The 25463-nt window shown below is 43.3% G+C and carries 25 protein-coding genes; 7 read left to right on the top strand and 18 right to left on the bottom strand.

What is annotated here, in order from left to right; all coding sequences use genetic code 11:
• Positions 1–27: 27 nt before the first annotated feature.
• From R7E29_RS06495 to R7E29_RS06485, 3 genes are read right to left on the bottom strand one after another with little or no spacing between them, the layout of a single operon-like run.
• On the bottom strand, positions 28–375 hold the full coding sequence (locus R7E29_RS06495) for a phasin family protein (RefSeq protein WP_005373550.1): 348 nt from the start codon (positions 373–375) through the stop codon (positions 28–30).
• Positions 376–419: 44 nt separating this feature from the next.
• Complete coding sequence (locus tag R7E29_RS06490) at positions 420–1628, bottom strand: acetyl-CoA C-acetyltransferase (protein ID WP_042522695.1); 1209 nt, start codon at positions 1626–1628, stop codon at positions 420–422.
• Positions 1629–1640: 12 nt separating this feature from the next.
• Complete coding sequence (locus R7E29_RS06485) at positions 1641–2381, bottom strand: SDR family oxidoreductase (RefSeq protein WP_005373555.1); 741 nt, start codon at positions 2379–2381, stop codon at positions 1641–1643.
• Positions 2382–3120: 739 nt separating this feature from the next.
• On the opposite strand from R7E29_RS06485, the gene R7E29_RS06480 reads away from it, so the two are divergent.
• Together R7E29_RS06480 and R7E29_RS06475 are read left to right on the top strand one after the other, a co-directional pair.
• Positions 3121–3741 (top strand): LysE family translocator, encoded by a 621-nt coding sequence (locus tag R7E29_RS06480; protein ID WP_021035942.1) that lies wholly within the window; start codon positions 3121–3123, stop codon positions 3739–3741.
• Positions 3742–3756: 15 nt separating this feature from the next.
• Complete coding sequence (locus tag R7E29_RS06475; RefSeq protein WP_005373566.1) at positions 3757–4023, top strand: hypothetical protein; 267 nt, start codon at positions 3757–3759, stop codon at positions 4021–4023.
• 58 nt (positions 4024–4081) lie between these two features.
• Here R7E29_RS06475 and secF read toward each other — a convergent pair whose 3' ends face one another.
• From secF to R7E29_RS06455, 4 genes are all read right to left on the bottom strand, one after another.
• Complete coding sequence (secF, locus tag R7E29_RS06470) at positions 4082–4984, bottom strand: protein translocase subunit SecF (RefSeq protein WP_054576116.1); 903 nt, start codon at positions 4982–4984, stop codon at positions 4082–4084.
• Between the two features lie 2 nt (positions 4985–4986).
• Complete coding sequence (gene secD, locus R7E29_RS06465) at positions 4987–6825, bottom strand: protein translocase subunit SecD (RefSeq protein ID WP_017635185.1); 1839 nt, start codon at positions 6823–6825, stop codon at positions 4987–4989.
• Positions 6826–6989: 164 nt separating this feature from the next.
• Positions 6990–7469, bottom strand: coding sequence for a hypothetical protein (locus R7E29_RS06460; protein WP_005373572.1), 480 nt, complete (start codon positions 7467–7469; stop codon positions 6990–6992).
• 168 nt (positions 7470–7637) lie between these two features.
• Positions 7638–8306 carry an SH3 domain-containing protein gene (locus R7E29_RS06455; RefSeq protein ID WP_017635184.1) on the bottom strand — a complete coding sequence of 223 codons (669 nt, stop codon included), beginning with the start codon at positions 8304–8306 and terminating at the stop codon, positions 7638–7640.
• Between the two features lie 103 nt (positions 8307–8409).
• Here R7E29_RS06455 and R7E29_RS06450 point away from each other — a divergent pair, with 103 nt between their 5' ends.
• Positions 8410–8958: a hypothetical protein gene (locus R7E29_RS06450; RefSeq protein WP_017635183.1), complete on the top strand. Its 549-nt coding sequence runs from the start codon at positions 8410–8412 to the stop codon at positions 8956–8958.
• A gap of 526 nt (positions 8959–9484) precedes the next feature.
• On the opposite strand, the gene R7E29_RS06440 is transcribed toward R7E29_RS06450, so the two are convergent.
• Together R7E29_RS06440 and R7E29_RS06435 are read right to left on the bottom strand one after the other, a co-directional pair.
• Positions 9485–10108: a class I SAM-dependent methyltransferase gene (locus tag R7E29_RS06440; protein WP_054576117.1), complete on the bottom strand. Its 624-nt coding sequence runs from the start codon at positions 10106–10108 to the stop codon at positions 9485–9487.
• A 5-nt stretch (positions 10109–10113) separates the two neighbouring features.
• Positions 10114–10569: an Lrp/AsnC family transcriptional regulator gene (locus tag R7E29_RS06435; RefSeq protein WP_005373581.1), complete on the bottom strand. Its 456-nt coding sequence runs from the start codon at positions 10567–10569 to the stop codon at positions 10114–10116.
• Between the two features lie 148 nt (positions 10570–10717).
• Here R7E29_RS06435 and R7E29_RS06430 point away from each other — a divergent pair, with 148 nt between their 5' ends.
• Both R7E29_RS06430 and R7E29_RS06425 read left to right on the top strand, forming a co-directional pair.
• Entirely contained in the window at positions 10718–11644 is a 927-nt protein-coding gene (locus R7E29_RS06430; RefSeq protein WP_017635181.1) for a DMT family transporter, read from the top strand.
• A gap of 94 nt (positions 11645–11738) precedes the next feature.
• Positions 11739–12401 (top strand): flagellar brake protein, encoded by a 663-nt coding sequence (locus R7E29_RS06425; protein WP_054576118.1) that lies wholly within the window; start codon positions 11739–11741, stop codon positions 12399–12401.
• Positions 12402–12403: 2 nt separating this feature from the next.
• Here R7E29_RS06425 and R7E29_RS06420 read toward each other — a convergent pair whose 3' ends face one another.
• The 8 genes from R7E29_RS06420 to R7E29_RS06385 form a co-directional block, all read right to left on the bottom strand.
• The gene (locus R7E29_RS06420) at positions 12404–13441 is read right to left on the bottom strand and encodes a DUF2955 domain-containing protein (RefSeq protein ID WP_017635179.1); all 1038 of its coding nucleotides are present in this window, start codon (positions 13439–13441) and stop codon (positions 12404–12406) included.
• Between the two features lie 12 nt (positions 13442–13453).
• A complete protein-coding gene (locus tag R7E29_RS06415; protein ID WP_005373588.1) occupies positions 13454–14512 on the bottom strand; it encodes an HlyD family secretion protein in 1059 nt (352 codons plus the stop codon).
• Positions 14513–14547: 35 nt separating this feature from the next.
• On the bottom strand, positions 14548–15003 hold the full coding sequence (slyA, locus tag R7E29_RS06410) for a transcriptional regulator SlyA (protein ID WP_017635177.1): 456 nt from the start codon (positions 15001–15003) through the stop codon (positions 14548–14550).
• Positions 15004–15298: 295 nt separating this feature from the next.
• Positions 15299–17875, bottom strand: coding sequence for a quorum-sensing autoinducer 2 sensor kinase/phosphatase LuxQ (gene luxQ / locus R7E29_RS06405; protein ID WP_017635176.1), 2577 nt, complete (start codon positions 17873–17875; stop codon positions 15299–15301).
• Complete coding sequence (locus tag R7E29_RS06400; protein WP_005385634.1) at positions 17875–18972, bottom strand: autoinducer 2-binding periplasmic protein LuxP; 1098 nt, start codon at positions 18970–18972, stop codon at positions 17875–17877. The genes luxQ and R7E29_RS06400 overlap by 1 nt, the downstream gene beginning before the upstream one ends.
• Positions 18973–19302: 330 nt before the next feature.
• Complete coding sequence (locus R7E29_RS06395) at positions 19303–19620, bottom strand: GIY-YIG nuclease family protein (protein ID WP_053304534.1); 318 nt, start codon at positions 19618–19620, stop codon at positions 19303–19305.
• Positions 19617–20267 (bottom strand): YceH family protein, encoded by a 651-nt coding sequence (locus R7E29_RS06390; protein ID WP_005373594.1) that lies wholly within the window; start codon positions 20265–20267, stop codon positions 19617–19619. Before R7E29_RS06390 ends, R7E29_RS06395 begins: the two co-directional genes overlap by 4 nt.
• A gap of 165 nt (positions 20268–20432) precedes the next feature.
• Positions 20433–20657: a hypothetical protein gene (locus R7E29_RS06385; protein ID WP_005385630.1), complete on the bottom strand. Its 225-nt coding sequence runs from the start codon at positions 20655–20657 to the stop codon at positions 20433–20435.
• Positions 20658–20877: 220 nt separating this feature from the next.
• Here R7E29_RS06385 and R7E29_RS06380 point away from each other — a divergent pair, with 220 nt between their 5' ends.
• Both R7E29_RS06380 and R7E29_RS06375 read left to right on the top strand, forming a co-directional pair.
• Complete coding sequence (locus tag R7E29_RS06380; protein ID WP_005373603.1) at positions 20878–21192, top strand: DUF496 family protein; 315 nt, start codon at positions 20878–20880, stop codon at positions 21190–21192.
• Positions 21193–21313: 121 nt separating this feature from the next.
• Positions 21314–22657 (top strand): MATE family efflux transporter, encoded by a 1344-nt coding sequence (locus R7E29_RS06375; RefSeq protein WP_025767935.1) that lies wholly within the window; start codon positions 21314–21316, stop codon positions 22655–22657.
• 68 nt (positions 22658–22725) lie between these two features.
• On the opposite strand, the gene R7E29_RS06370 is transcribed toward R7E29_RS06375, so the two are convergent.
• A complete protein-coding gene (locus R7E29_RS06370) occupies positions 22726–25362 on the bottom strand; it encodes an ATP-binding protein (protein WP_170896919.1) in 2637 nt (878 codons plus the stop codon).
• Between the last annotated feature and the right edge of the window lie 101 nt (positions 25363–25463).

Below are 25463 nucleotides of genomic sequence, written 5' to 3'. Positions count from 1 at the left end.
ATCTAGGGGCGGCGAGAATCGGACAAATTACGCTGGAGTAACAGTCTTTAGATTTTCCGAAGTCATTTTCTCAACGTCTTCTTTGAACTCTTTTGCAATCGCTTGAAGCTTGTTGCTGTCATCCATCATTTGTTGAGAAAGTTTAGTAAGTACGCTTAGTTGCTGACTGTTGAAAGCAGTCAATGACGTTACGTCTTTGATTTCTGTCGCTGCTTTCATCTGGTTTAGACCCACTTCACTGTATGTGCGAATGGCGTTCAATTGAAGCTCGGTCAACACTTCTACGTTTTTTGTCACTAGCTTGTTGAACTTCAAGTAAGGTTCTAGATTTTTTTCAGTTTGATCGCTAAATGTTTTGAAGAAATCTGTGTACATGGTTTGTCTCCTAGAGAAAGAATTAAAAATGTCCGTTTAAATAATTACTTAACTGTCTTTACAACCACAGCCGTGCCCATGCCGCCGCCCACACAAAGTGAAGCAACGCCATATTGACCATTTTGTTTATGAAGCTCGTGAACCAGCGTGACTAAGATTCGGTTTCCAGATGCACCAAGCGGGTGTCCTAGCGCGATAGCACCACCGTTAAAGTTCGCTTTATCTTGAATCGCGTTAACTGGAACTTGGTTTGTTTCCGCCAACTGATGAATCACGCCAAGTGCTTGCGCTGCAAATGCTTCGTTTAACTCGTAAACGTCGATATCATTTACTGTGAGTTCTGCTTTTTCGAGTGCTTTATTGACCGACTCAACAGGACCTAGGCCCATGATCTTCGGATCAAGACCCGATTGCGCGTAGCTTACGATCTCAGCAAGCGGCGTTAATCCATGCGCTTTAACTGCGCTTTCAGACGCCACGATAATCGCACTCGCTCCATCGTTAATGCCTGATGCATTACCCGCAGTCACAGTGCCTTCGCGGTCAAAAGCAGGACGTAGCTTGCTTAAGGCTTCCATTGTCGCGTTCGCTTTTGGGTATTCATCCGTATCAAACATCACGGCTTCACGGCGTTGCTTTACTTCCACTGGCACAATTTCGTCTTGAAATTTGCCAGCTTCGATAGCGGCTACCGCTTTCTGTTGGCTAGACAGCGCGTATTCGTCTTGCTGCTGGCGAGTTAAGCCGATTTGTTTTGCTACGTTTTCTGCCGTCACACCCATGTGATATTGGTTGTAAACATCGGTTAAACCGTCCGCTACGAGCAGATCTTTTAGCTCCAGATTGCCCATTTTGTTGCCATCACGAATGCTGCTTGGTGCAGCAAACGGAATCTGAGACATGACTTCAACACCCGCTGCTACAACGATCTCAGCATCGCCACTACGGATATGGGACACGGCATCCATGACCGTTTTCATGCCACTACCGCAAACCATGTTTACGCCATATGCAGGAACAGATTCAGGAATCCCCGCAAACAGTGCCGCTTGGCGGCCAACACCCATTCCTTGACCTGCACCAACAACGTTGCCAACAATCACTTCGTCAACCTTGTCGCCAAGCAACTTTGCCGCTTCCAACGCGCCTTTAATCGCTACTGCTGCCAGATCGCCAGCAGAAGTATTTTTCAGGCTGCCACCAAAAGCGCCGATTGGGGTACGCTTCGCCGCTACGATAAATACTTTTTCCATCATCTTATCTCCTTAGTGCATGTATAGGCCGCCGTTCACCGACAAAGTCTCTCCGGTGATATAGGCGCCCGCATCGCTGACCAAGAAGCTCACTGATGCTGCAATTTCTTCTGGTGTCGCAAGACGTTTCATTGGAATTTGGTTCGTGATAGATTCCAGCACTTCTGGCTTCATTTGCTCAACCATTGGCGTACCCGTGTAACCCGGCGCGATAACATTAACTGTTACACCCGAGCGAGCACCTTCGTATGCTAAGGCTTTAGAGAAACCGATCATCCCAGCTTTCGCCGCCGAGTAGTTTGCTTGACCAAACTGCCCTTTAAGACCATTGACTGAAGAGATATTGATGACACGACCACCGCCTTTTTCGCACATTGCAGCAAAGAGGGGCTGCGTAACGTTGAATAAACTATTGAGGTTGGTATTGATGACATCATTCCAAGCTTGCGCAGTCATCTTTTTAAACACGCCATCACGTGTAATTCCTGCGTTGTTGACAACAACATCAATGGTTCCTTCCTCCCCAAGCAATTGCGCCAATTTCTCTGCACACTCTGTCGTGTTTGTTACATCCAACTCAAAAAGGCGAACCTGATCTTTGGTAAACCCTTTGCTGTTGAACCACTCCAGCGCACATTCGTAGTTACCTGTGAAATAAGTAGCGATTACACGGTAACCGTCATTGACTAATTGAGAGGAAATAGCAGAACCAATTCCGCCTTTTGATCCAGTGATCAAAGCGACTTTCTTCATTGAAGACTCCATTCTTAACGGCATTTAAAAAGCAAACTTAATACACTGATGAAATAGTTCATCAACTGACGTGTTTATTTATTCTTTTGACAACCAATCCCGTGCTGCCTTTATTTTAAGTTAACCTAGAAATATTACATTTCAAATAAAAAACTCACCCAATTGCATAAGATTGATTTAGATCTCATTACTCGTGAAATGTTATAAAATGGTTAATTTTATATAAGCCATTGTTTTAAATCACACTTCCACAAAAGCCACACCAACAGAAATAGAAACATAATTATTAAATATCATGCACTTACATACAGAATGGTAGACGTTACATTATGTCATGATTTAAGATCTGAATTTTAAGCCTATATGATTACAACAAACTTGAGATTAGAATAATAATTCAATTATCTGTAAAAATAATTATCAAACATATCATTTAATTACTGCATTTAATGATAATTTAGTTATCAATTCGATTATTTTAATACAGTGATGATTAATACCGATAAAATATAATAAGTTAAATATATTTAATCTAAAAATGATATAAGAGCTTGTCTCATACTGGTGCAATACGCACTATTATGACGCATAGATTAAAATATAATTTCATTTTAAATTTATATATTCGAAGAACATCAACTAGCTACTAGTGAAAGTAATCGTTCGCTTTGTAGTAGCATCCTTTTCCACTTTGCACTATCTTTGTGGCTTCTCTTTAATCACTAAATCATCAACAGATATGAATCTTGCATTGCTCAGTATGTTCATCCCTACTTTCTTTTTTGTCTCAATCACGCCTGGTATGTGCATGACTCTCGCCCTAACGTTAGGTATGAGTATCGGTTATCGTCGCACGTTATGGATGATGATAGGAGAGCTTCTCGGTGTTGCGCTGGTGTCAGTCTCTGCGGTGTTAGGTATCGCTGCGATTATGCTCAATTATCCTTGGATGTTTATCGCGTTAAAGTTCATTGGTGGCGGTTATTTACTCTATCTTGGAGTTGAAATGTGGCGATCGCGAGGGAAACTTGCGATTAATGTCGACAACTTAGAAACACCAAAGAGTGACAATATCGCACTGATCATGCAAGGCTTCGTTACCGCAATCGCAAACCCAAAAGGCTGGGCATTTATGATTTCTCTTTTACCGCCTTTTATAGACCAAAACGCAGCGCTTGCACCGCAACTGATCATACTTGTCTCCATTATTTTACTGTTTGAGTTCATTTGCATGTCTCTGTACGCTACTGGTGGTAAAGGGTTGAAACACGTATTAGGTCAGTCTAAGAATGTACGTCTAATGAACCGTATCGCAGGCACTTTAATGATGGGAGTTGGTGTCTGGTTGCTACTAAGCTAAGGCAAACTGGAAACAATGAAAAATATTCTGAATAAAATAGCTAAAGTCATGGGTGAAGTATTGGACTTTCAAGCCCGAGTTTGGGTTGTGAACGTCTATAGCGGTGAGCATAAAGGCGAGTCTTATGTCGTTAATGAAGATGCTTTCTCTGTACCTCTTCAGTGGATGAAGAAGAAAGGCTACCAAGAGCCAATGTTGAATAAAGTCGAAGCAATGAAGCGCTCACAAGTCTTAGAGTTCGACTTGGGACTTGTGAAACATCGCTTGATGCGCGTGAAATAAGCACAAAAAAGCGCCACTCAAGATGAGTGGCGCAAGCACTTTTACCTTAAAAATAATGCTACGGCGCAGCGTCGATCTCAACTGGAAGATAATGTTTCGGCTCCAGTTTCAACCACTCAGGCAGCACAGTACCAATCGAAATCGAAGACCATGTCCCCGACAGAACGCCAATAAACATGGCGGTTGAGAAACCAGCCAAAGGCGCTCCTCCCATAATCCATAATGCACCAACAGTGATCAATGTCGTACCAGATGTCACCATAGTGCGTGAAAACGTCGCGATAACAGCTTGGTCATTGATGTCTTCTGTTTTCCAACTCTGTTTCGCAATCAACAGCTCACGGATTCGGTCTGCAATGATGATCGAGTCATTCAATGAGTAACCTAAAATCGCCAGCACAGCAGCAAAAACGGTTAAGTTGAACTCCATTTGAGTAATTGCAAAGAAACCAAGCACTAAGATCACATCATGGGCCAAAGCAAACAGTGAACCACTGGCCAAACGCCACTCAAAACGGAAACACAAGTAACCGAGAATACTCAACACACAAATCAACAATGCTAAGCCACCTTGTTCAAACAAGTCTTGGCCAACTTGAGCGCCAACTATACTGTTGCTGACAACATCAACTTGGTGAGAGATTGGCTTCAACATCTCTTCTACACTTGGCAACGTTTGTCCATCTTCCGGCGCAGAGTAACGAATCACCCAACGGCCATCTTCACCAGAGCGTGTCACTGACGCAGATTCACCAAGCTTTGGTTGCAGAACGTCAAGCAGATCATGGTTAGTTAGCTGCTTATCTACCTTTACTTCTGTCACCATACCACCAGTGAAGTCCAAACCTAGGTTCAACCCTTTAAAGCCTAGAGCGACGATCGCGATCACCGTTAAAATGATGGAAACTAGCGTAGTAAAGTAGCGAATTTTACGAATATTTTGTTTTAGCATTTCGACCATGATTAAACCCTCACATCACGACGGGCATCGCGGCCCCAAATTAAATTGATCATTGCTCGAGAGGCAAATACGCCTGTAAACATACTGGTTAACAAACCTAATCCGAGTGTTAAGGCAAAGCCTTGGATTGGGCCATTACCGATGGCGTACAAAATCACGGCGGTGATCATAGTAGTAATGTTGGCATCAAGGATGGTCGAGAACGCGCTGTCAAAGCCAAGATCAATCGCTTGAGCGAAGCTGCGGCCTTCACGCATTTTGTCCTTAATACGTTCAAAGATAATAACGTTGGTGTCTACTGCCATACCGACGGTTAACACTAAACCGGCAATACCCGGAAGCGTTAGAACCGCTCCTGGTAACAAGGCGATTAAGCCAAGCAAACAAAGCATGTTGGCGCAAAGCGCCACGTTCGCTACCCAACCTAAGCGGCGGTACCAAAGTGCCATAAAGGTCAGTGTTAGTCCCATACCTAAAGCCAGTGCTGCAAAACCGTTTTCAATGTTTTCTGCACCCAGAGAAGCACCGATTGTTCGCTCTTCCACAATAGTAACCGGCGCGGTCAGTGACCCCGCGCGAAGCAATAGCGCCAACTGCTGCGCATCGTCCATGCTACCTGCCCCAGTAATACGGAACTGGCTACCAAGCTGAGATTGAATAGTCGCGACGCTGATAACGCGCTCACTACGCTCAGTTACACCGCGATCGTTTGTTTTGTATTCACGGTAAACGGTCGCCATTGGCTTGCCGATGTGAGTTGCTGAGAAGTCACTCATTTTCTTACCACCAGCGTGGTCAAGAGAAATATTGACTTCTGACATGCCCATTTTGTCGACACCAGCACGAGCGTTCACGATGTGCTCGCCCGTTAGAACTGGTCGTTTTGCCAAAATCACAGTACGACCATCATTATCTTGAAGAACAAGATCTTGGCTGCTGTGTGCTTGGCTCGCATCTTTCACTTCATAAAACGCCAAGCTTGCTGTTGCACCAATAACGTTTTTCGCTTGAGCAGGATCTTGTACACCAGGGAGTTCAATTCGAATACTCTCTTTACCTTGGCGTTGCACTAGTGCTTCTGTGATACCAAGTTCTTCAATACGACCACGCATGATCTTCAGGTTTTGTTGAAGAGTCGACGATTGAAATTCTTGGATATTTTGTTCACTCGGTTCAAGCACAAAGCCACGAGATGAACTTTTTGAAATCCAGCCCGGGTAATTTTGACGCAAGAACTTGTTCACTTCCGACAATGCTTGCTCGCTGTCACTGTTTACCGTAATTCGGTTGCCGCTTTCTGCTCGAACTTGCACACCACGAACACGTTGATCACGTAGGTTCGCTTTGATTTCATCAATCAATGCATCACGTTGTTCTTCAAACGCTTTATTCACATCAACATTCAACAAGAACTGAACGCCACCACGAAGGTCAAGACCGAGCTTAATTGGGCTAAAGCCCATCTCATTCAACCATTCTGGCGCAACCGATACGTATGAGAAAGTGATGCTGTCGTCTTTATTTAGCTCTTTGTTTAACAACACACGAGCTTTACTTTGCGCATCTTCACCATCGAATACAATGGTTGTTTTGCCGTCTTTTTCGATGATTTTGTCGGCTGAAATATGGTTGGTTTTTAGCAGTTGATTCAGATGAACAACCGACATTTCACTGTTGTTTTGCTCCGAAAACGTCAACTGGATAGAAGGCTGTTCGCCAAACCAAGTTGGTATAGCACTTAGGGTTAAAATAATGACCGTCGTGATTAATACTACATATTTCCAAGCTGAGTAGTGATTCATCAGCTTTCTGTTCTTTTGCTGCTTTGGTGTTTTTTTCATGTAAACATCATCCCTTCACGATGAAGTGAAGCTTTTAATAACAAGGCTTAACACACGACAGATGCTCCCAGAATAAATTCAGGGTATGAAATGCTCAGAACGCTCACGTCCTGTCGAATACAATCGTCGTGTTAAGAGTGCACAATGGTGCAAATAAATGGTGTTTAGGCAGAAAACTGACTATTGAGTGCGACGTACATGGCATTGGTCTCTTTCCAACCAGAAATGCGATGATCGCTTGTGAAATGATAAAATGTGGACTGGTTGTGACGCCAGTTAATGTCCATCAAGCTGTATGCGTAACCCGCATCAGCGTAAAACGGAGTAGTGAGATCGCCGACAAAATCTACGTGCTCGTCATCAAGCCCTTCCCGTAAGTAAGACGTCCAGCGCTGAGAGTTAAACAAAGCAACGGAATCGAGACTTGCATGGCCTTCAGATACTGGAGATTGAGAGCTTTCTTCTGAAACTTCAGAAAAATCGACGGAAGAGTTTGGCGATACACTTACGGCTACAAAAGGTTGTAGCTTAGAAAAGTGCGGTACGTGAGCCTTGTGGTCGATTTGCGCAGCAGATACATGCACTGGTAGCAATACCATTGCAAATAGCAGCAAAATCAACTTTCTAAGGTAAATCCAAGGCATAGGAACTCACTAAAAACACAAAGAGCCAAGTTAGGTCACTTGACTCGTTGATAGTATTCCTATTGATTATGGTTCACAACTAAAAAGTTATAAATCTCTGATTTCAGGTTTGCATCGTTATTGCATTTATCAAAACGTCTTTAGAAAACTAGTGTAATTGGTGGTGAGTTATCGATAAAAAATATCGCCCTTATCAACATCTAAGTAGATCTTGTTCTCTTGCTCCAAACCGCCACAATAGATGAAGTAAACGTTGCGCTTTTTGAACGTCACAGAACGAACCCAGCCTCCGAGCTCCTCAAAATCACTCGGATCACAGGTTTCATCGTCTAACAATTGCTGTGTTTTCTTACGGAAAATATCCAAGTGAACTTTTAAATCATCCGACTTCTGTAGGTATTCATCCAATATCTCTAAGCGCTCTTGCTCTTTAATAACTGGCTCTGCATCCGATAACCCTTCAGCATTCAACCATTCGGCTTTTTCTTCTCCACCCTCTTCATAGACAAGATAGCCGGAGATTCGGTACCACCCATCTACTTTTTCTAACACCGATACTTTTTCTCCCTTATAGAGCGTATCGACAACTAAAGCATTAGGGTTAGGCTTGTTGTAAACATTGACACGACGCTCAATAACGTAGTACTCGGTAACTTCCGGGGGAACGGCTTCTAAATCCAGAATCGGTTTGGATGTTTCTTTTTGCAGTGACGATTGCTCGACTTGTGTAGCCTTTGGTGCTTCAGGTTCATCTTTCTGCATAAAGAAGAAATAGTATCCAGTCCCCGCTCCGCCGAGCAACAGCATGACAATCAATGCGACGAGAATTTTCTTCATGCCCTTTTCCTTTTCATTCTTTATTCTTATCCCACCAGCAGCACGCATGTCGTAGAAATTTGGGTATATACTCAAAAGAGCAGGTCAACTAACGCGAGCAATAATGATCAACAGACTCAATTGGATACTACTATTTCTTCTGTTCCCGATAACGGGGCACGCCAATATTCAATGTAACCCATCGTCGTGGAATGACAATCTTACCCAATTCAATCGTTTAGAGTCCAATTACAATCAGCATGTTGAGGTATTCAATACACTTTTGACCGAACATAAACAGCGTCAGTTATTGTCCGAAACCTTTTCACTGCATGAGCTCGTGCTACTTTGGCGTGCCAAGTCGAACCAAAATGTGTTCAAAGCGCAATTAAAAGCATCGATTCAATACAAAGAAGAGCTCACAACTAAAGCGAATCAGCTGCTTAAATTGAGCACACAATCCCAATGGTCAGCAAATGGGTGGGAGATACTGGCCCAGAAGTGCCGCGAGTCAAACAAAACAGCCAATCAAATAACTGCGGAATGGTATAACACCAACGCTTTGGAACTTGCTGAAGATTACAAGCGCCTCTCTTCACAATATCAAACTCTGTCACAAGTCTATGATAAAGAAGCCCGAGCGCTTCAATACGCTCAAGATGTTTCGAAGTAAAAACAGAGCCAGTTTTGAATAGACGATGTTGGTTTTTCACTCCAATATTGGACGTTATTCGTGCTTTTTATCTTTCCTTAGTCGTGAATGATATCAAATGTAAATAATGGGATTGTTCCCTTTGACAAACTTGACTAAACCATGACCAAGACAATCAATTTATAGAGACATACGTCACATTAATGCTTTACTTATGGACATTTTTTGGTTAGTTTAGCCATTAATAAAATTTAATAAAAAGTCACATTTGGCTGGAGATGATGCTACAAACATGGTTATCAATCGATTAAGTAACAGGGAGTGTCCTAATGCTACCAAAGCCAAGTTTTTGTCAGTAGTTAGGCACGTAAAAGAGTTCGGTTCAATCAGTGATTTGGATCTTTGTAAAATCTTCGGAGAAACAATATGGAGTGATGGGAGGGAATACCATTCAGCCGCTTTCTCATTCAAGGTTGATAGATACACAGGTAACTGTGAAATCTCACAATACAAAAACCAATAAGGCTTAAGAATTTATAAGGCGGAGTCAGGAAACGGACTTCGCTTTTTTGATCATGGCAATCGTAAAGTCGTGCTCGGAGTATCCCTCAATCAATCGTGTATTCGGACACAGCAACCGACAATAGCGAAAGACACCTTCTTTATTGTGCGACGCTAACATTTTCATGCTGGGTAGTTTGGATTCATCCAACAAGTTAAACACACAACCTTTCTCTGTCGCTCGGTACATTTTATCAATCATTTCAATGGTATGATTTGGGTTGGTGGATTGATAGTTCAATGATCCGGAAGCAAAAACAAAGTCGCAACGAGGCAATACCAACGTTGAAAAGTCGCCACATATAAACTTACTTTGCGTACGAAAATCTCGTTTTCTGGCTTCAGAGATAAACTGTTTTTGCTGATCAATGCCAATATAGCTTTGAGGAAGCCCCCCCGTAAGTTCGATAAACGCTAACAAGTCTCCGTAGCCGCACCCAATATCTAAAATACTTGAACCGTCTAACGTTAACCCTCGGCACAACGCCTCAAAACGGCTGATCTGACTATACTTATCTGCCCATCCCAGAGTTCGGGCTCTGTCTTTACCAAACTGTCTATATCGCTTTCGATGATAGTGGGCAATCTTAAGTCTATCGAAAAATTTCATCTTTCTTATGCATAAATCGGCAAACTGCCATTTCCTTTCACTTGTCTAATCGCCAGGTGGGTATGAATATCTTTCACATTTTCTAATCGCTGTAACTTTCTAGTAAATGTTTCATAACCAGCGAGATCTTTACTGACCACCTCTAACAGGTAATCATAGGCCCCTGATACGACATGGCATGAGATCACTTCATCCATCTCAACAACGGCATGTTCAAACTCATCAATCGAAGAAGCTTGGTGGTTATTTAAACTCACTTCAACAAATACAGTCATCGCGATGCCTACAGTGTCTCTGGACACAATAGCTCGATAACCACTAATTACACCTTCCTGCTCCAAACGCTTAATGCGCCTTGCACAAGGTGATGCCGATAGCCCTACTTGGTCAGCAAGTTCTGCCGTTGTCAGAGTGGCATCCTTCTGCATTAGGTTGATAAGTTGCCTGTCAATTTTATCCATTTATTCTTCCATGCCTTTAATCACCAACAATTAACACTTATACGCAATTTATCACCAATATCAAGCCTAATTACGTCAAACTTTGCCTCCCTTTGGCAAGAGTTTTATTCAACAATTAACACATCATTTACAAATGGACATGTCGATAATGATCTTGGGATACGCTGCTATATTAACGACCTTACTGCTTTGGTCTGGTTTCTTTATTTCTTTAAAAGGGGGCGCAATTTCTGCCTTGCAGCCAGCCGATATCGCGTTAGTTCGCTTTCTAATCCCAAGTATAATTTTATTACCATTTGTGATTAAGCATAAACAGTCGCTGCGCGTAGTGCCTAAACGCTACCTGGTTGGTGTTGTGGTTGGAAGCGGCCTTCCCTATCTTCTGGTCGTCGGAACGGCTATGCATTTCGCTCCCGTGGCTCACGGCAGTGCATTAGTACCTGGCACTTTGCCATTGTTTGTTTCTGCTATCGCGGTACTTTGTTATCAACAGTCGCTGAGTGCTCACCGCTTAATCGGGCTTTCTACGGTGTTGTTAGGGATTTTCGTATTCCTTCTTTCTAATAGCGGCGCAGAGTACAACTGGTCTCAGTTGCAAGGGCATATCCTGTTTCTAACTGGCAGCATCATGTGGGCTGCTTTCACCATCAGCGCTCGTGTCGCCAATCTTAATGCACACGTCTGTGCAGGATTCGTTGCAATCGCGTCTTTGGCTCTACTCATCATCGCCGTTGGTTTCGGGTGGGTAGACAGTTATTTGGTGGTAACACCGTTCAGCCAGTGGCCATGGGAGGAGTTATTTGGCCACGCGATGCTACAAGGTGTTGGCGCAGGTTTAATCGCTTCTTTCACTTTCATTTATGCAATTAGGATCATCGGTGCCGAAGCCAGCGCTGCTTTTGGTTCATTAACTCCAGTCGTCGCGACACTTCTTGCCGTTCCAATTTTTGGTGAACAACCAGATTCTCTCACTTGGTTAGCGCTGATGTTGGTCACATGCGGCAGTATTGTGGCAAGCCAAATCTTTATGAAAGGTGGAATGAGCCAAACTTATCGCCCACCACTTCACAGATAGCGATGATTTTACAAAAACTTATGCCTTACTATCTTGAATAACAAAATGGCGTTTTGATAGCCTCAGCTTAACTAAAAATTAAAACGCCAATGTGATGCCAGCCACTCATACTAAAGATGAACTGCATAGGTTTCTCAAACCGGGAATGAAACTTTCTACTAATTTCGAATTTGGGCCTAAGGATCAATATACGTATTCCACCACTTATCTTGGGATGAAAGAAAATGCTTATTTGATTCTTGATATACCAATGCGTTTGCTTGAAGAGCAAGTGATGAGAAAACTCCCCAACGCCGATATCATCGTGCGTGGAGTATCAGATACGGAGTTAGGCCATGTCATTGCGTTTAAGTCCAGCGTGCTGACGACGACCGTTCGACCATCCCCCCTTTTGTTTATCCGCATTCCAGGAACATTTGCAACCAAACCAGTTCGGGAACATGAGCGTTACAAGTTGCAAATGGACTGTAACGTTATTCATGCAGGGAATGTCTACGACGGTAGCCTTATCGATTTCTCTCTAGCAGGTGTTGGTATATCAACCTTGATTGAGCCCGAATTCAACGTGGGTGAGAGTGTTACCATCGAATGCCCGTTAAGCCACTATATCGGAGAAGAAAATCGATGTGTCATTGCCAACATTAAGAAATTGGTGAAGGGATGGGTAGTTGGAATTAAGTTTGCCAGTCCCATTGCGATGACTCACGAACTAAAAACAGAGTTACTGGAGCAATCCTTTCTAACCAGTAACGTCTGAACTTACTGCTCGCTAAAGCGCGTCGCCTCAAAGCTGTTGAGTATTCTGTGAACCGTATAGGTCACAAGCAGCGTCGCAACAATAGCAAACAAAATACTGCTCACGCGATACAGCGCACTGAACATTAAGTCACCATCCGGAGTAAGATATTGGCCGAACAAAATGCCTAATGTGGTTAAACCGCCAAATCCGGCTCCCGAACCGCTAGACTCTTTCACGTGCATATAACTGAACATCATTGCACCAATCCAAAGCAATGGGACGATAAACAATAAGGTATCCGACCAATCGTATAATACAAGTTGTCCGACAATACCAAAGGTCACCCCCATCAAGGTCCCCATTGCTCTTTTTCGCGCATACCCTAAAGCACCGTTCCAATGCATAGGAAACAATAAAAGTAAGGTTGTCGCCTGAGCAGACATAGAGTCACTGAGGTCAAATAGCTGGAATACAAGGAAAGACATTGTAGCGATACTCGCCCCCATAAGGGCTTCATGACGCATTCGATGACTCTGTTTAGGCTGCGACGGTTTCGCTGGTGGCTGACGAGGTTCCGCATCGGGAATCAAAAATGTCACCACATAAGCAACGATCACTGAAATAACATTCGCTTGCAGGTTGCTAAATATTAGGTCATTTAAGTCAGTGGTTGGATAACTAGCAAAATGCAGCATGATGCTTAAGCTCAGTACGCTGTTCGCTCCAAATAAGAACAAGCTCCCTTTTGACATACAGGCGAATTTATATAGGAACAACCCGAATGCAATGATTGTCATCATGCCTGGGTGCCCACCAAACAATCCACCAAGCACCCCAACTTCTAATCCACACACAACCGCTGAAAAAATCAGTTGTCGTGCGGCATGTAGACTCATGACTGGCACCATTCCAAGTAACAGCATCGGGGTTACAGTAAAGAATACGCCATAGTTCCAACCAAATACTTTACATAAAGTGAAACCAATAGTCGCACCAGTTGCAATGCGCAAACACTGACGGAAGTCGTTTTCCGACATGGGGTGGTCCCATAACTTCATATCGCCTCCTCGTTAATAAATATAATGAAGAAGACTCAAGAATTGGATCTGGCATCTCGCTAACCAGCCAGATAATGCGTTTTCTGGCAACAACTGCACGGTTGCTCGTGCCCCTGCTGGAAATGCACGCTGCTGAGGCTCATCGATAGCTAAATGTAAACGTAAGCGCTGCGCGTCTCTCACCCAACGGTTTGAGTCAGTTGGTGTTGCTAAGCGACCATCCGCATCGAATTGACCCGAGCTGACCCCGGCATCCACACTCGTAATACGAGCTTCAAATACATCACCAGGTAAGCTATCAAAAGCCACTAACGCACGGCTGTTCTGATTAAAGTGTCGTAAACTCTTTTCACGAAAGTCGGCAATGATATCCACGTCATCGGAGACTAAAGCGACAAGAGGTGTACCAGCTGCCGCATAGGCCCCCGTCTCCAGCTGCAAGTTAGCGACAACGCCATCATGTTCCGCCGAGACTTGAGTGTAAGACAGATTAAGTTCCGCTTGTTTTAGCTGGTTTTGCGCTACGCGGATATTCACATTCGTCGCGCCTAAATCACCGCGGTTTACTTCCAACTCTTTTAAACGTGCACGTGCGGCCAGTAAGTTCGCTTTAGCTGCCGTTGCACTGCTCTGTGCGTCATCGCGCTGCTGTTGCGAAGTACCATTACGGTGAAACAGGGTATTAAGACGTTTTGCTTCGCGAACTTTTTGTTCCGCCACGATTTTGCTCGCTTCAACGTCTGCTTTTGCCGCAGCAATAGAAGCATCAAGTTGTTCGTTGTTTTGAATCACACGCTCAAGGTTAAGTTGAGCCTTTTCTACGGCGAGCTGATAAGGCTGGGGATCAATCTGAAATAGTAGATCGCCTTGGCTTATTTCTTGGTTGTTGGCAACATAAAGATGCGTAATCTGCCCACTCACACGGGGGGCCACTTTAGTTACCACACGCGTTGCCATTGCCTGAGGCGTCAACGGCATGGCGAGATCTGCAACTAGAAAATAGGCAAAGACAAGGACAAACGCGACGCAAGAATATTTGATCCAACGTGCGAATTTTTGATCTGGAGTCATAGGCGTTTACTTCTCTTTTTATTCGGTTTTCTGACTTATTCGCTAAGTGAATCAAGCGCATTGTGAGCAATCTGATCAAGAATCAATGAAAGCTGCTGAAGTTCCTGGTCGTTGATGTCCGTTAGGAGCTTGCTTCGAACTTGAAGAATTCGAGCCTCCATTTGCTTTAGTAGGGTTTTCCCCTCTTCTGTGAGGCTAACAATACGTGCTCGCTTATCGTGTTCACAGCAATGGCGAACGATCAGAGATTGCTCTTCTAATAATTTTAATGTTCGCATCAACGACGCTAACTCGATCTCAAGCGCTTCAGCCAAATGCTTCTGACTGATGTTGTCACCCATTCGATAAAGCTTCCATAACGCAGTCCAACGCGGATACGTTAGGTTTAAAGGCTCTAACTCGCGATCTGCAACCATTTTCCACAAACGAGCAACACGAGATAATTTTTCAGCCAGAGAAAGGTCTCGCAAACTGTTGATGTCTTGAATCATAAGATCTACTCAATTACTTAGCGTGCTAAGTAATATAAAATAGTTAGCACGCTAAGTAAATATCTTTTTGTGATTGAAATCACGTTGGGTGTGTCAGTGAAGGGGCAGAAATCTAAGTAACACAACACTATGTTTGAACTTGAAATGCAGCGATGTACACAACAAACGTCGAGACCAATAAAGTCTGATTTGTATAAGAGTAAAAGGGTCAGATACAAAAAAGCACAACCCACAGTCATGGTGTTGTGCTTTTCAGATAATGAATAATTGGGTTATCTCGTAGTGAGCCAATTATTCATGTTCGCTCGACTAAGAACCGCTGTTTAAAATCCACAAATGCTTCATGGAGCGCATTTTCTTTAATCGGCTTGAGAAGCACGTAATTTGCACCCGATTCCATAAAGGCGTCACTGGTTTCTTTCGCGGTGTCAGCAGTACACGCATAAATTGGCGTGCCTAGTTTTAGCTTTTGTCGGATCTCTTTGGTCGTTTCAATTCCACCAAGATGCGGAAGTTGGTTGTCCATCAGTATCAAATCGTAAGTATGATCTTTTAAGAATTCCATTGCTTCTAACCCATCTTTCGCCCAATCAACCTGCATTTTGTACTTGTTACAAAACGCTTTTAGAATGAATGCGTTAGTATGGTTATCCTCTACCAACAACACTTTGAGACTCTCTGCAAATAGTTCACCTGGCTTAACTCGCAAACTCGAATCAAGAGGGGTGAGTACTCGCTCACGATCTTTCACTGGCATTGTAATGACAAAAGTCGTTCCTAAACCTTTCTGACTGCGGACTTGAACATCACCTTCCAGCATGTCGACAAGGCTCTTCACAATGGTCAGCCCTAAGCCACTACCACCGTATTCTCGAGTCGTTGTTGCTTCTTCTTGAACAAAAGGTTCGAACATTTGGTCGAGTTTGTCAGACTCGATGCCGATACCTGTATCCGTAATTTCCACGACCAGCACGCTATTGTCAGCACCATAGAACTGCTCCAGTTCCGCATGCAAGCGCACGCTACCCGAGGGCGTAAACTTCACAGAATTACTGACTAGGTTGAATAAAATTTGGTTCAGACGAACTTGGTCAGTAAAGATTTCAACATTGGGATCTATTTTGTTTTCAATGACAAGGTTGACGCCTTTACTTTCACAAATAGGACGATAAATGTTTTCTAACGTTCGAATTGTATCAGTGAAAGAAAACGGGTGCTTTTGGATATTAAACTTACCCTGCTCAATCTTCGAAAAGTCCAAAATATCATTCAAAACAGCAAGTAAGTGCTCACCACTATGCCGAAGTACGTCAATTTGGTTATTCTGCTCTTCTGTTTCCACAGAGTCTTTTAGCAATTGAGCAACCCCTAAAATTCCATTGATTGGCGTTCGGATCTCATGGCTCATTTTAGCCAGAAAGTCGGCACGGGCTTGAGCAGATTTCTCTGCTTCTTTGCGCGCCAAGTTACTCTGTTTTTCCGCCTCAATAAGCGTGGTTATATCCTGACCTTGAACAATAATACCGCTAATATCTCCATCAACTCGAATCGGCGATAAGTTCCAGCGATATACTTTGTCTCCAATTGGCACATTAACGCCTGTCAACGTAGCTCCCTGAGCCGCCATGCGAAGGTGTGGCATCAACTTTTCTTTGAAACCTTTGAACACTGGGTGCATGGTTTCAACATCGTTTTCCATGACTAACTCTTTGCGTGCTGCCGGATTGATTTGGACAAGTACACCCGATTCAGACCACACCATAATAGGTGATAACGCAAAGTTAAACAGGTCGCGGAAAGACCGCTTTTGTGCTTCAAGCTCTTCAAAAGTGTTTTCTAGTGTCGAACCAATATGATCGAATTCCTCAATATCTGACCCCTCAAAACGCTCAAATCCTTTTTCTTCACGAGCCGAGCGAGTATATGCCATCAGGGATCCTAACTCTTCAACTACACGATTCTCGATCCATTCTTTAGTCATTAGCGCAATCATGACCATACCGATAACTGAGGCTAGCATTGCTAGCAGGTGTTGGATTTGCAATGTCACCACGCTCTGATTGTCTTGCACAGTAAGCAAGCACAAGTCAGTCTCGGCGGCATTTACCTCAATAGGGGTTTTGATGATCAATAATTGGTCAAGCTTGTGCTGGGACTCTCGTCGTTTGAGTACGTCAAATATTTGATAAGCCTCATCTCCTACTAATGAACTTGCCAATGGTGTGTTGTTAGCGACCAACACAACATTGTCGACGTTGCCTTCATTTTTTAGCCTTTCCATCAACCCAAAGTTATTATCTAAAACAACAACATTGTAAGAGTACCCCATCACTTCACCGGTTTTAGGTTGTAAAACGGGTACGCGACGAAGTAACAGATGGCGAGTTCCCATCGGGGTCTGTGAGGGTAGATAATACCAGTTGTTGCTAAAGGTCACCTGACTGGCAAGTCGGCTAAGTATCAGATTGTTGATGCCATAGAAATGCGCGTTGCCATCGTCCCAAATAATACCTTGATGATCGGTTAGGAAACGAAACTCTGGTGTATGGGAAGGATCACTCTGGTCAATACTCATGAAAAAGTAATTGAGTGCCTCTTCATCACGTTCTGTATAAAAATCCAATACAACATCACTTTTCGAATTGCTGTTGTGATGAATCTGAATCGCTGCAAAATGGCTATCAAAAATGTTCAGGATCAGGGCAGAGGTCTGCTGCTTGGTTCGGTCGACTTCCTGCCAAATAATCTGCTTCGAGAAGTAATAACTCTGAACAAAGATGCCTAGAATGATCGGAGCAAGTACGAGAATAATTATTTTGGTAATAAGCGTCGACAGTGAGCGACGCTTTCTTGTTTTTGATGTAGTTGTCATCAATTATCTGAGTATCTAAATGCACGTTTTCTTAATGCTTCAATTCTTTCTGGAGAGTCCGATTTGGTAACGACTTCAAAATCACCAGAGTAAACAGTGGGAACTGGCTTTCCTTCTAAATCCCACTTAATGGCCTCAGCCATTGCAATACCTGTATCATCGTTCATACGCATAACGGTAACGTCTAACTCCCCTTTAGAAAGCGCCTCTAACTCTGCTGAACCGCCGCCCCAACCATTGATCATGACATCATCACGACCTAACTCTTTAAGAGCGTCAACAGCACCTAATGCTACATCGGTAGAACACGCGTAAATGAAGTCAACGTCCGGATACTTCTCCAAACTGGCTTTTGCAGCTTCATACCCAGATTGCTTTGTTGCTTTGGTGTAGTAAGCAGATTGTAGTTCAAATTGATTATCGCGGTTCACTTGGTTGATAAAAGTGTTGCCTCTGATGTCACTAATGTAGCCCTCTGAGAAGTAGAGAACACTATAGTGGCTATGTTTAGGGAAACGCTTGCCAAACTCAACGGCCAATTCACGACTTCCTTCTGCGTGGTCGAAACCAACATAAAGAAACGGCTGATGATGTTCCCAATCCCTAACAGGTGTGGTGATATTTTGTAAAATTAACTTGGTTTTCTTTGAATCTAAGACATGCTCAACAAACTTACGATGTCTTGTGGTATCTAGAGTAAAGATCAAGTAATCGGAGTTGCTTTTCAGCGCCTCCATTAAAGACAAACTTTGCTGCTTTATATCTGCATTAGGACGAGTAAACACCTGATTTAGTTGATAGTCGATATCAAGCTTATCTAGGCGTTTTTCAAACGCATCGATGTTTCGAATCCAATAATCAGAGATCTGCTGCCCTGGATAAACAACAGAAATTTTCAGTGGACGCTTCTTGTCTTTTGCTACGGGTACAGGGGTTTCTCTTACCACTTCAGCCAACGCACTAGTTAGCTGCTTCTGTTGTGGAAACTGGTCTAAAAACTCTTGATATGCCCAATACCCATTAAGAACTTGGGTGGCCTGCACATTCGGCGCAAAAGCGGCCATTGAAATCAGGGAGAATACTAACGCTTTTTTCATCTACTGCTCTTTTAGCTTTTTTATGAGCCTAATTCAGCTCTATTCATTACCTAGCCGAGTCATCCTATACTCTTGTAATCTACCTTCCTCTTAGTGCCTGTTTCAATAGTAAATTGGTTCTTGGTCTGAGTGGATGCAAATAAAGTACATTGAGTCGCTTCCTTTGTCTCGATGACGTAGAGACATTTCGCGCTTTTCATACTCAGGACCTGTAAACAGAACACCAGCCCATTATGCGTCAGTTTATTCCTACATGGTACTCCAAAAACAAAAAGAAACCGCCAATGTGACATAGGCGGTTTCCGTGTATCTTTGCGTAGCAAGGGCTTATCAGAGTGCCACTATCTCTAACATCATTTGTTGATGTTCGTCGACGACAATATTTGCTTTTGACATAACGAGCAGCTCTTTTTTCGCTTTAGTTAGTTGCTTAATATAGTACTCTGCTCGCATGGCAAGCGTCTTTGACTCAAAATCCGATGACCATTCCAATACCAAAGGGCCTTTTCCCTTCAAAGCTTTCGCTCCTTTTCCGGTTTGGTGCTGATTGAATCTTCGTTCAACATCATTGGTAACACCACAATACAACGCGTTGCGATTATTTCGTATCAGATAGACACTCCAACGCTGCGTTGTATTTTCCATCATGAAAGCAGTGACTCAACCTTAGCTTTTAATTCATCCAGCTCTTCTTTCAGCTGAGCGACTTCGAGCTCTAGCTGACTTACTCGATCGGAGCTCGAGCTTGCAGCAGACACAGGCGCTGCAAGTTCGGACGCATCAACATCACCACAGAACAAATGCATATAACGCGACTCCCGCTTACCAGCCTCACGTGGTAATTTGACCACTAATGGTCCTTTCTCTTCGCTTGCTAAATGCTCAAGGACCGTTTCCACTTCTTTTACATCATGAAATGTCGCGAGACGATTAGTACGAGTACGAATTTCCCCAGGTGTTTGAGCACCGCGCAAAAGCATACAGCATACAATGCCCTTCTCCTGCTCTGTCAGCTTTAAATCACCAAATTCCGTATTACAGAAACGGTGTTGATACTTGCTGACGCGGCTGTTGAACGCACTTTCGTCACTGACGAGCCTGCGCTCAATAAGAGCATCAACGGCATCGAGTACGTCTGACTCAGAGAGTGACATCACGGGATCACGGTTGCTTTTTTGATTACACGCGTTGGTTAATGCGTTCAGGCTGAGGGGGTAAAGATCTGGGGTAGTGACTTCTTTTTCGATCAAGCAACCAATAACTCGTGCTTCAATTGCCGTTAGCTCAACTTTCATAATGCATTTCCTTATTATTTTTGCATTTGACTTTGTACCTAAATCGCTTCGAAATCATACGCCATAAATTCACACAGCAGTGCAAGAAGCGTTAGCGGTTCAGGTGTTGGTGTCAGGCTAAAGCATAGCGTAAGACCTGACACCCCTTACGAATAGGGTCAGGTATCAATGCTCCGAGAGAATCGGCACTCTCGTCAAATTGCCATCTTGGTCGACCATCATTATTTTTGAACGATTAAGCTCAACTTCGATGATTTCGAGTTGCTCGCGTGCGTTGATATACGCCGTTTTTAACTTTTCAGCCACAGAGCGAGTGACTTGCTCATTATCTTGACTATTTACTTGCTCCGCAGTGTTACCAGAGTCCATATCAAGTTCATCATTTTGCATTCAATAGTGTTGATAATATAGTGAAGGCCACGTTATGACAATGAATCGATGGATTCTACGATGTTGGCCAAAACTCGAAGAAAGCAGCACGATTATATGGACACAGCGCAATTGGTTGAGAAATGTTCAACTCTGCATTGCTATTGATCTAAAGACTGTTATGCCACTGGATGTTGTGCTTTAATCGAGGAAGATATTCATAAAATTAGGAAAGAGAACTATGAGTAGCGTATTTGAAATCGTTAACCAAGCTCGTCGTAAAAACAAACTAAAACGTGAGCTTCTTGATAACGAGAAGAAAGTTCGTGATAACCGTAAACGTGTTGATCTTCTAGAAAACCTTCTAGACTACATCAAACCAGAAATGACTCACGATGAAATCGTCGCAATCATCAAAAATATGAAAGCAGACTATGAAGATCGTGTTGATGACCACATCATTAAAAGCGCTGAGATCTCTAAAGCACGTCGTGACATCAGCCGTCGCATTCGTGAGCTGACTGAAGAAGACAAGCAAACTAGCGGCAAAAAATAAACGCGTAAGCTAGATTTTCGAACCCCGAGCAAGAATATCTTCCTCGGGGTTTATTTTTGTCTCTAAACTAACCGCCGTGTACAATCAATCTAACTCTTATTCCTAACGCATTCAGCTTTCTATGTCTTCAACTACGACAAGTACACAACCAACGCTTGCAAAACAATTATTTACAATGACCTGGCCAATGCTTTTTGGCGTTCTGTCTTTAATGAGCTTTCAGCTTGTGGATAGCGCGTTTATCGGTCAGCTCGGCGTTTTACCGTTAGCCGCTCAAGGTTTCACTCTGCCTTTGCAAATGGTCATTATCGGCATTCAAGTCGGTCTAGGGATCGCAACGACAGCGGTCATTTCTAAAGCTCTTGGGGCGAATGAAAGTCGGTATGCCAAACAACTTGGCGGATTGGTATTGATGATCGGCTCAATTGGTGTCGCTATTTTTGGCGGGCTAATTTGGCTTTTGCGCTACCCCATTTTAGCTCTATTAAGCGCTCCAGAATCTGTTATGCCGATAATCGACAGTTACTGGCCTTGGTGGTTATTAAGCTCATGGACTGGTGCGGTTTTGTATTTTTATTACAGTATCTGCCGAGCTAATGGCAATACAATGTTACCTGGCACAATGATGATGATAACCAGCGGCGTGAACCTTGTACTCGATCCGCTATTTATTTTCACGTTTGACTTGGGTATTAACGGAGCGGCAATAGCAACCATCGTCGCTTTTGGGTTTGGTATTTTAGTCGTCGCTCCTCGCGTGAAAAAGAATCACTGGGCAACGACACAATGGCAAGATCTTAACGTAGCCAAAAGTGTTGCATCTATCGGTAACATTATGGGCCCTGCGATGATTAGCCAACTGCTGCCACCGTTGTCTTCCATGCTAGCAACAAAATTATTGGCAAGCTTTGGAACCGCAGCAGTCGCCGCTTGGGCGCTTGGTTCACGCTATGAGTTCTTTGCTATCGTTTCGGTCTTGGCGCTGACAATGTCTATGCCTCCAATGGTTGGACGCTTACTTGGAGCAAAGAACTATGAAGATATCCAAAGGCTCGTCAGTATTGCCGTAAAATTCATTCTAGGTTTCCAACTTTTGATTGCTGCCATTACATTTGCCGTCGCAAACCCACTCGCATTATTGATGACAAGTGATGTGCAAGTGGAGCAAGTCTTGGAGATGCATTTACTGATAGTGCCGATCAGTTTGGGTTCATTAGGGGTTTGTATGCTAATGGTTTCTCTTTGTAATGCATTAGGCAAATCTTACACCGCGCTCACTATTTCAGCGCTGCGCTTGTTTGTCTTTTTCCTACCGTGCTTGTGGGTTGGCGCTCAAATGGATGGAATCCGAGGTTTACTCTTAGGCGCTTGTATCGGCAACCTGTTAGCTGGTGTTTCCGCATACCTAACCTATCGCCAAACCATACGCAAACTCGCAGGCGCTCAAGCCAACGCACAACAATGAATAATCAGAACTAAGCCCCTGAAGTGGGGCTTTATCGTTTTGACGCCTTGTCTAAGTTGAAATGTTAGCTAGGCGAGTTTTAATTCACTAAAGAGCTCAAATAACTGGTTCGATTTATACGGCTTAGGTAAATAAGCATCCATGCCTGCCGCAAAACAGTTGTGGATGTCTTCTTCCAAAACACTCGCAGTGAGTGCGATAATCATCGTTTTTTCACGTCCTGCTTTCTTTTCCCAACGACGAATTTCTTTCGTCGCGGTCAGTCCATCCATCACGGGCATCATGCAGTCCATTAAAATTGCATCGAATTCTTCTCCCTTTGTGATGGCTTCTAACGCTTCTTGACCGTTGCTTGTTATCAAATAGTCATAACCTGCTTTATCCAGAAAGAAACTCGCTATTTTCTGGTTCATCAAGTTATCCTCCGCAATTAAGATCCTCCGATGAGAGCGCGACGCTCGATATTCAGAGCTGACAACATTATTGGTGACATTGTCACTTGATATAGTCTTTTCAACCTTAGCTAAATCATCAATGACATGCTTAAATCGATTGCCAAGGAAAGGTAATGTGAGTACGGCATGTACTTTTTCTGCATTTTCGTAGGGAGTGGATAAATGATGCTGGCAAATAATCACACGGCGAAGATCGTAATTAAATGATAGATTATCCAAGATTTCATCGGTATTAGCGTCGTTACTGTGGCACAGAAATATGACATCAAAGTCATCATTTATCGCTTGCACTTCATTCACATTATTAACACCAAAGAGATTGATTTTCGCTAAGCGACACTCTTTTAATACTTGGTCGGCGTAGTCGTAATTTGAGCAGATCAAAAGCCCTTTATTAATCACCTCAGAACGCCAGCCAAACACCGGAATTGCTTCAACCTCAATCGAGAATTCAAAGCATGTGCCCACTCCTTTTGTAGATGTTGCTACGAGCTTGCCCCCCATCATCGACACAAGCTGACAACAAATTGCCAAACCCAACCCTGTGCCGCCAAATTGCCTCGACACTCCTTCATCTTCCTGAGTAAAGGGTTCAAAAATCGTGGTTAACTTATCTTGATCAATGCCTATTCCGGTATCTTCTACTTTAAACGTCAGCACTCCACGTTCTTTCTCAGGTAACTCTTCATAACTAACATCAACGCATACATGCCCACTTTCGGTAAACTTAACCGCATTCGATACCAGATTCGTAACTACCTGTTTGACACGATGATCATCGACCATCACGCGAATGGGGATATTTTCAGCTAAATTAATACCTAACTTTAGCTGTTTAGATGTTGCTTTGGATTGGAATAAAATCATCGACTGATACACGACTTCTCGGATATCCGCTTCTACTAGTGACAGCTCCAATCGTCCAGACTCGATTTTAGAGAGATCCAATATATCGTTAAGTAAAGTAAGCAGCGTTTGAGATGATGAGTCAATGTCATCAACAACTTCTTGTTGATGCGAAGACAACTCACTTTGAGAGAGTATTTCTGTCATGCCCATGATCCCGTTAAGGGGCGTGCGTATTTCATGTGACATGTTGGCAAGAAACACAGATTTTGCACGATTAGCCGACACTGCTGACTCTTTTGCATGCAGTATTTCTTCAGTTTGTCTCTGCATTTCTTCAACCACTCGATTCACTTGCTGAGCAAAAATGGTCAGTTCATCACTTCCATCAACTTTGACTTTTGTTTGCTTCTCTTCGGAGTTGATCAACGCGTTTAAAGTATGAATGATCGCATCGAGTTTGCTGTTAACTCGGAACCAAGTACTAAATCCGAGCCAACAAAGCAGGATAACCACTAAGGCGACGCCAAAACTGATCATCGCTATATTGGCCTTTTGTTCATGAACCTGCGTGAGAAGCGACTGCTCAGTTTGTTTGGTGAACCCATCAATGAGCACTTGTAAGCGCTGCACACGAAAATCGAGTTCTTTTAAATACGCGGCGTAGTCACTTTGTGACATGTCTCCTGACATTAATTGTCCGCGAGACGCCAAGTTTCTCTGATATCTCGGCGAAGTAAACAAGCCAAGCAATTTATCCACTTGCTCGTATGACCCACCTAAGTTTAAAAACGCATCCAAATTTTGCTGCTGTCTGTCAATCGCCTGATAAAACATACTTTGACTTAGCCGACTCTTAGGGTCTTGGACTAAACGGTTCGTCAGCCAAGCTTCTTTCTGTGTCCAAAAAGAGAGCTGAGCAAGGTAGGCAATAAAATTTTGCATGCGAATGCCATCGTCACTGCCATACCATTGATGATTTTGCAACAAAGAGCGCGACATATTTTGGAGCTGTTGAAATGCCCAATCACCCAGATCGTCCATCTCACTCAATCTACCTGACAATACCCCCAGCATGGCTTCTTTCAGTTCATCAGCATACTCAGCAGTATTAGGGTTACTCACAAACTTTTGATGCAAAGAAGAAATAACTTCACCTTGTTCTTCAATATTAATGGCTGCAGAGACTTGAAGATCAGGCTGTCGGCGTACTTTCTCTATGGAGTAAATAAAGTGGGAGGCCTTGGATATAAATTGGAAACCTTGAATATTGCTAACCGTTTGATTGAGACGGCTCACGCGCAACGCATTATCAGAAAACTGCTGAACTGCAAACACCACTATTACCACAGCGGGTAATAGTGCGAGGAGTGCTAAGCGTGTTTTTATTGATAATCTCAACATCCATCAGCCTAATGGTTGATTTCATCCGTTTATTTAATATTAGACTAGTTTCTTGCATTGAAAGGCATATACGACATTGTTACTTTCAAACAACATTCACC

The organism is Vibrio sp. Vb1729 (assembly GCF_033338655.1).
GTDB classification, from domain to species: domain Bacteria; phylum Pseudomonadota; class Gammaproteobacteria; order Enterobacterales; family Vibrionaceae; genus Vibrio; species Vibrio alginolyticus.
This window is presented reverse-complemented; position numbering and strand designations above follow the sequence as displayed.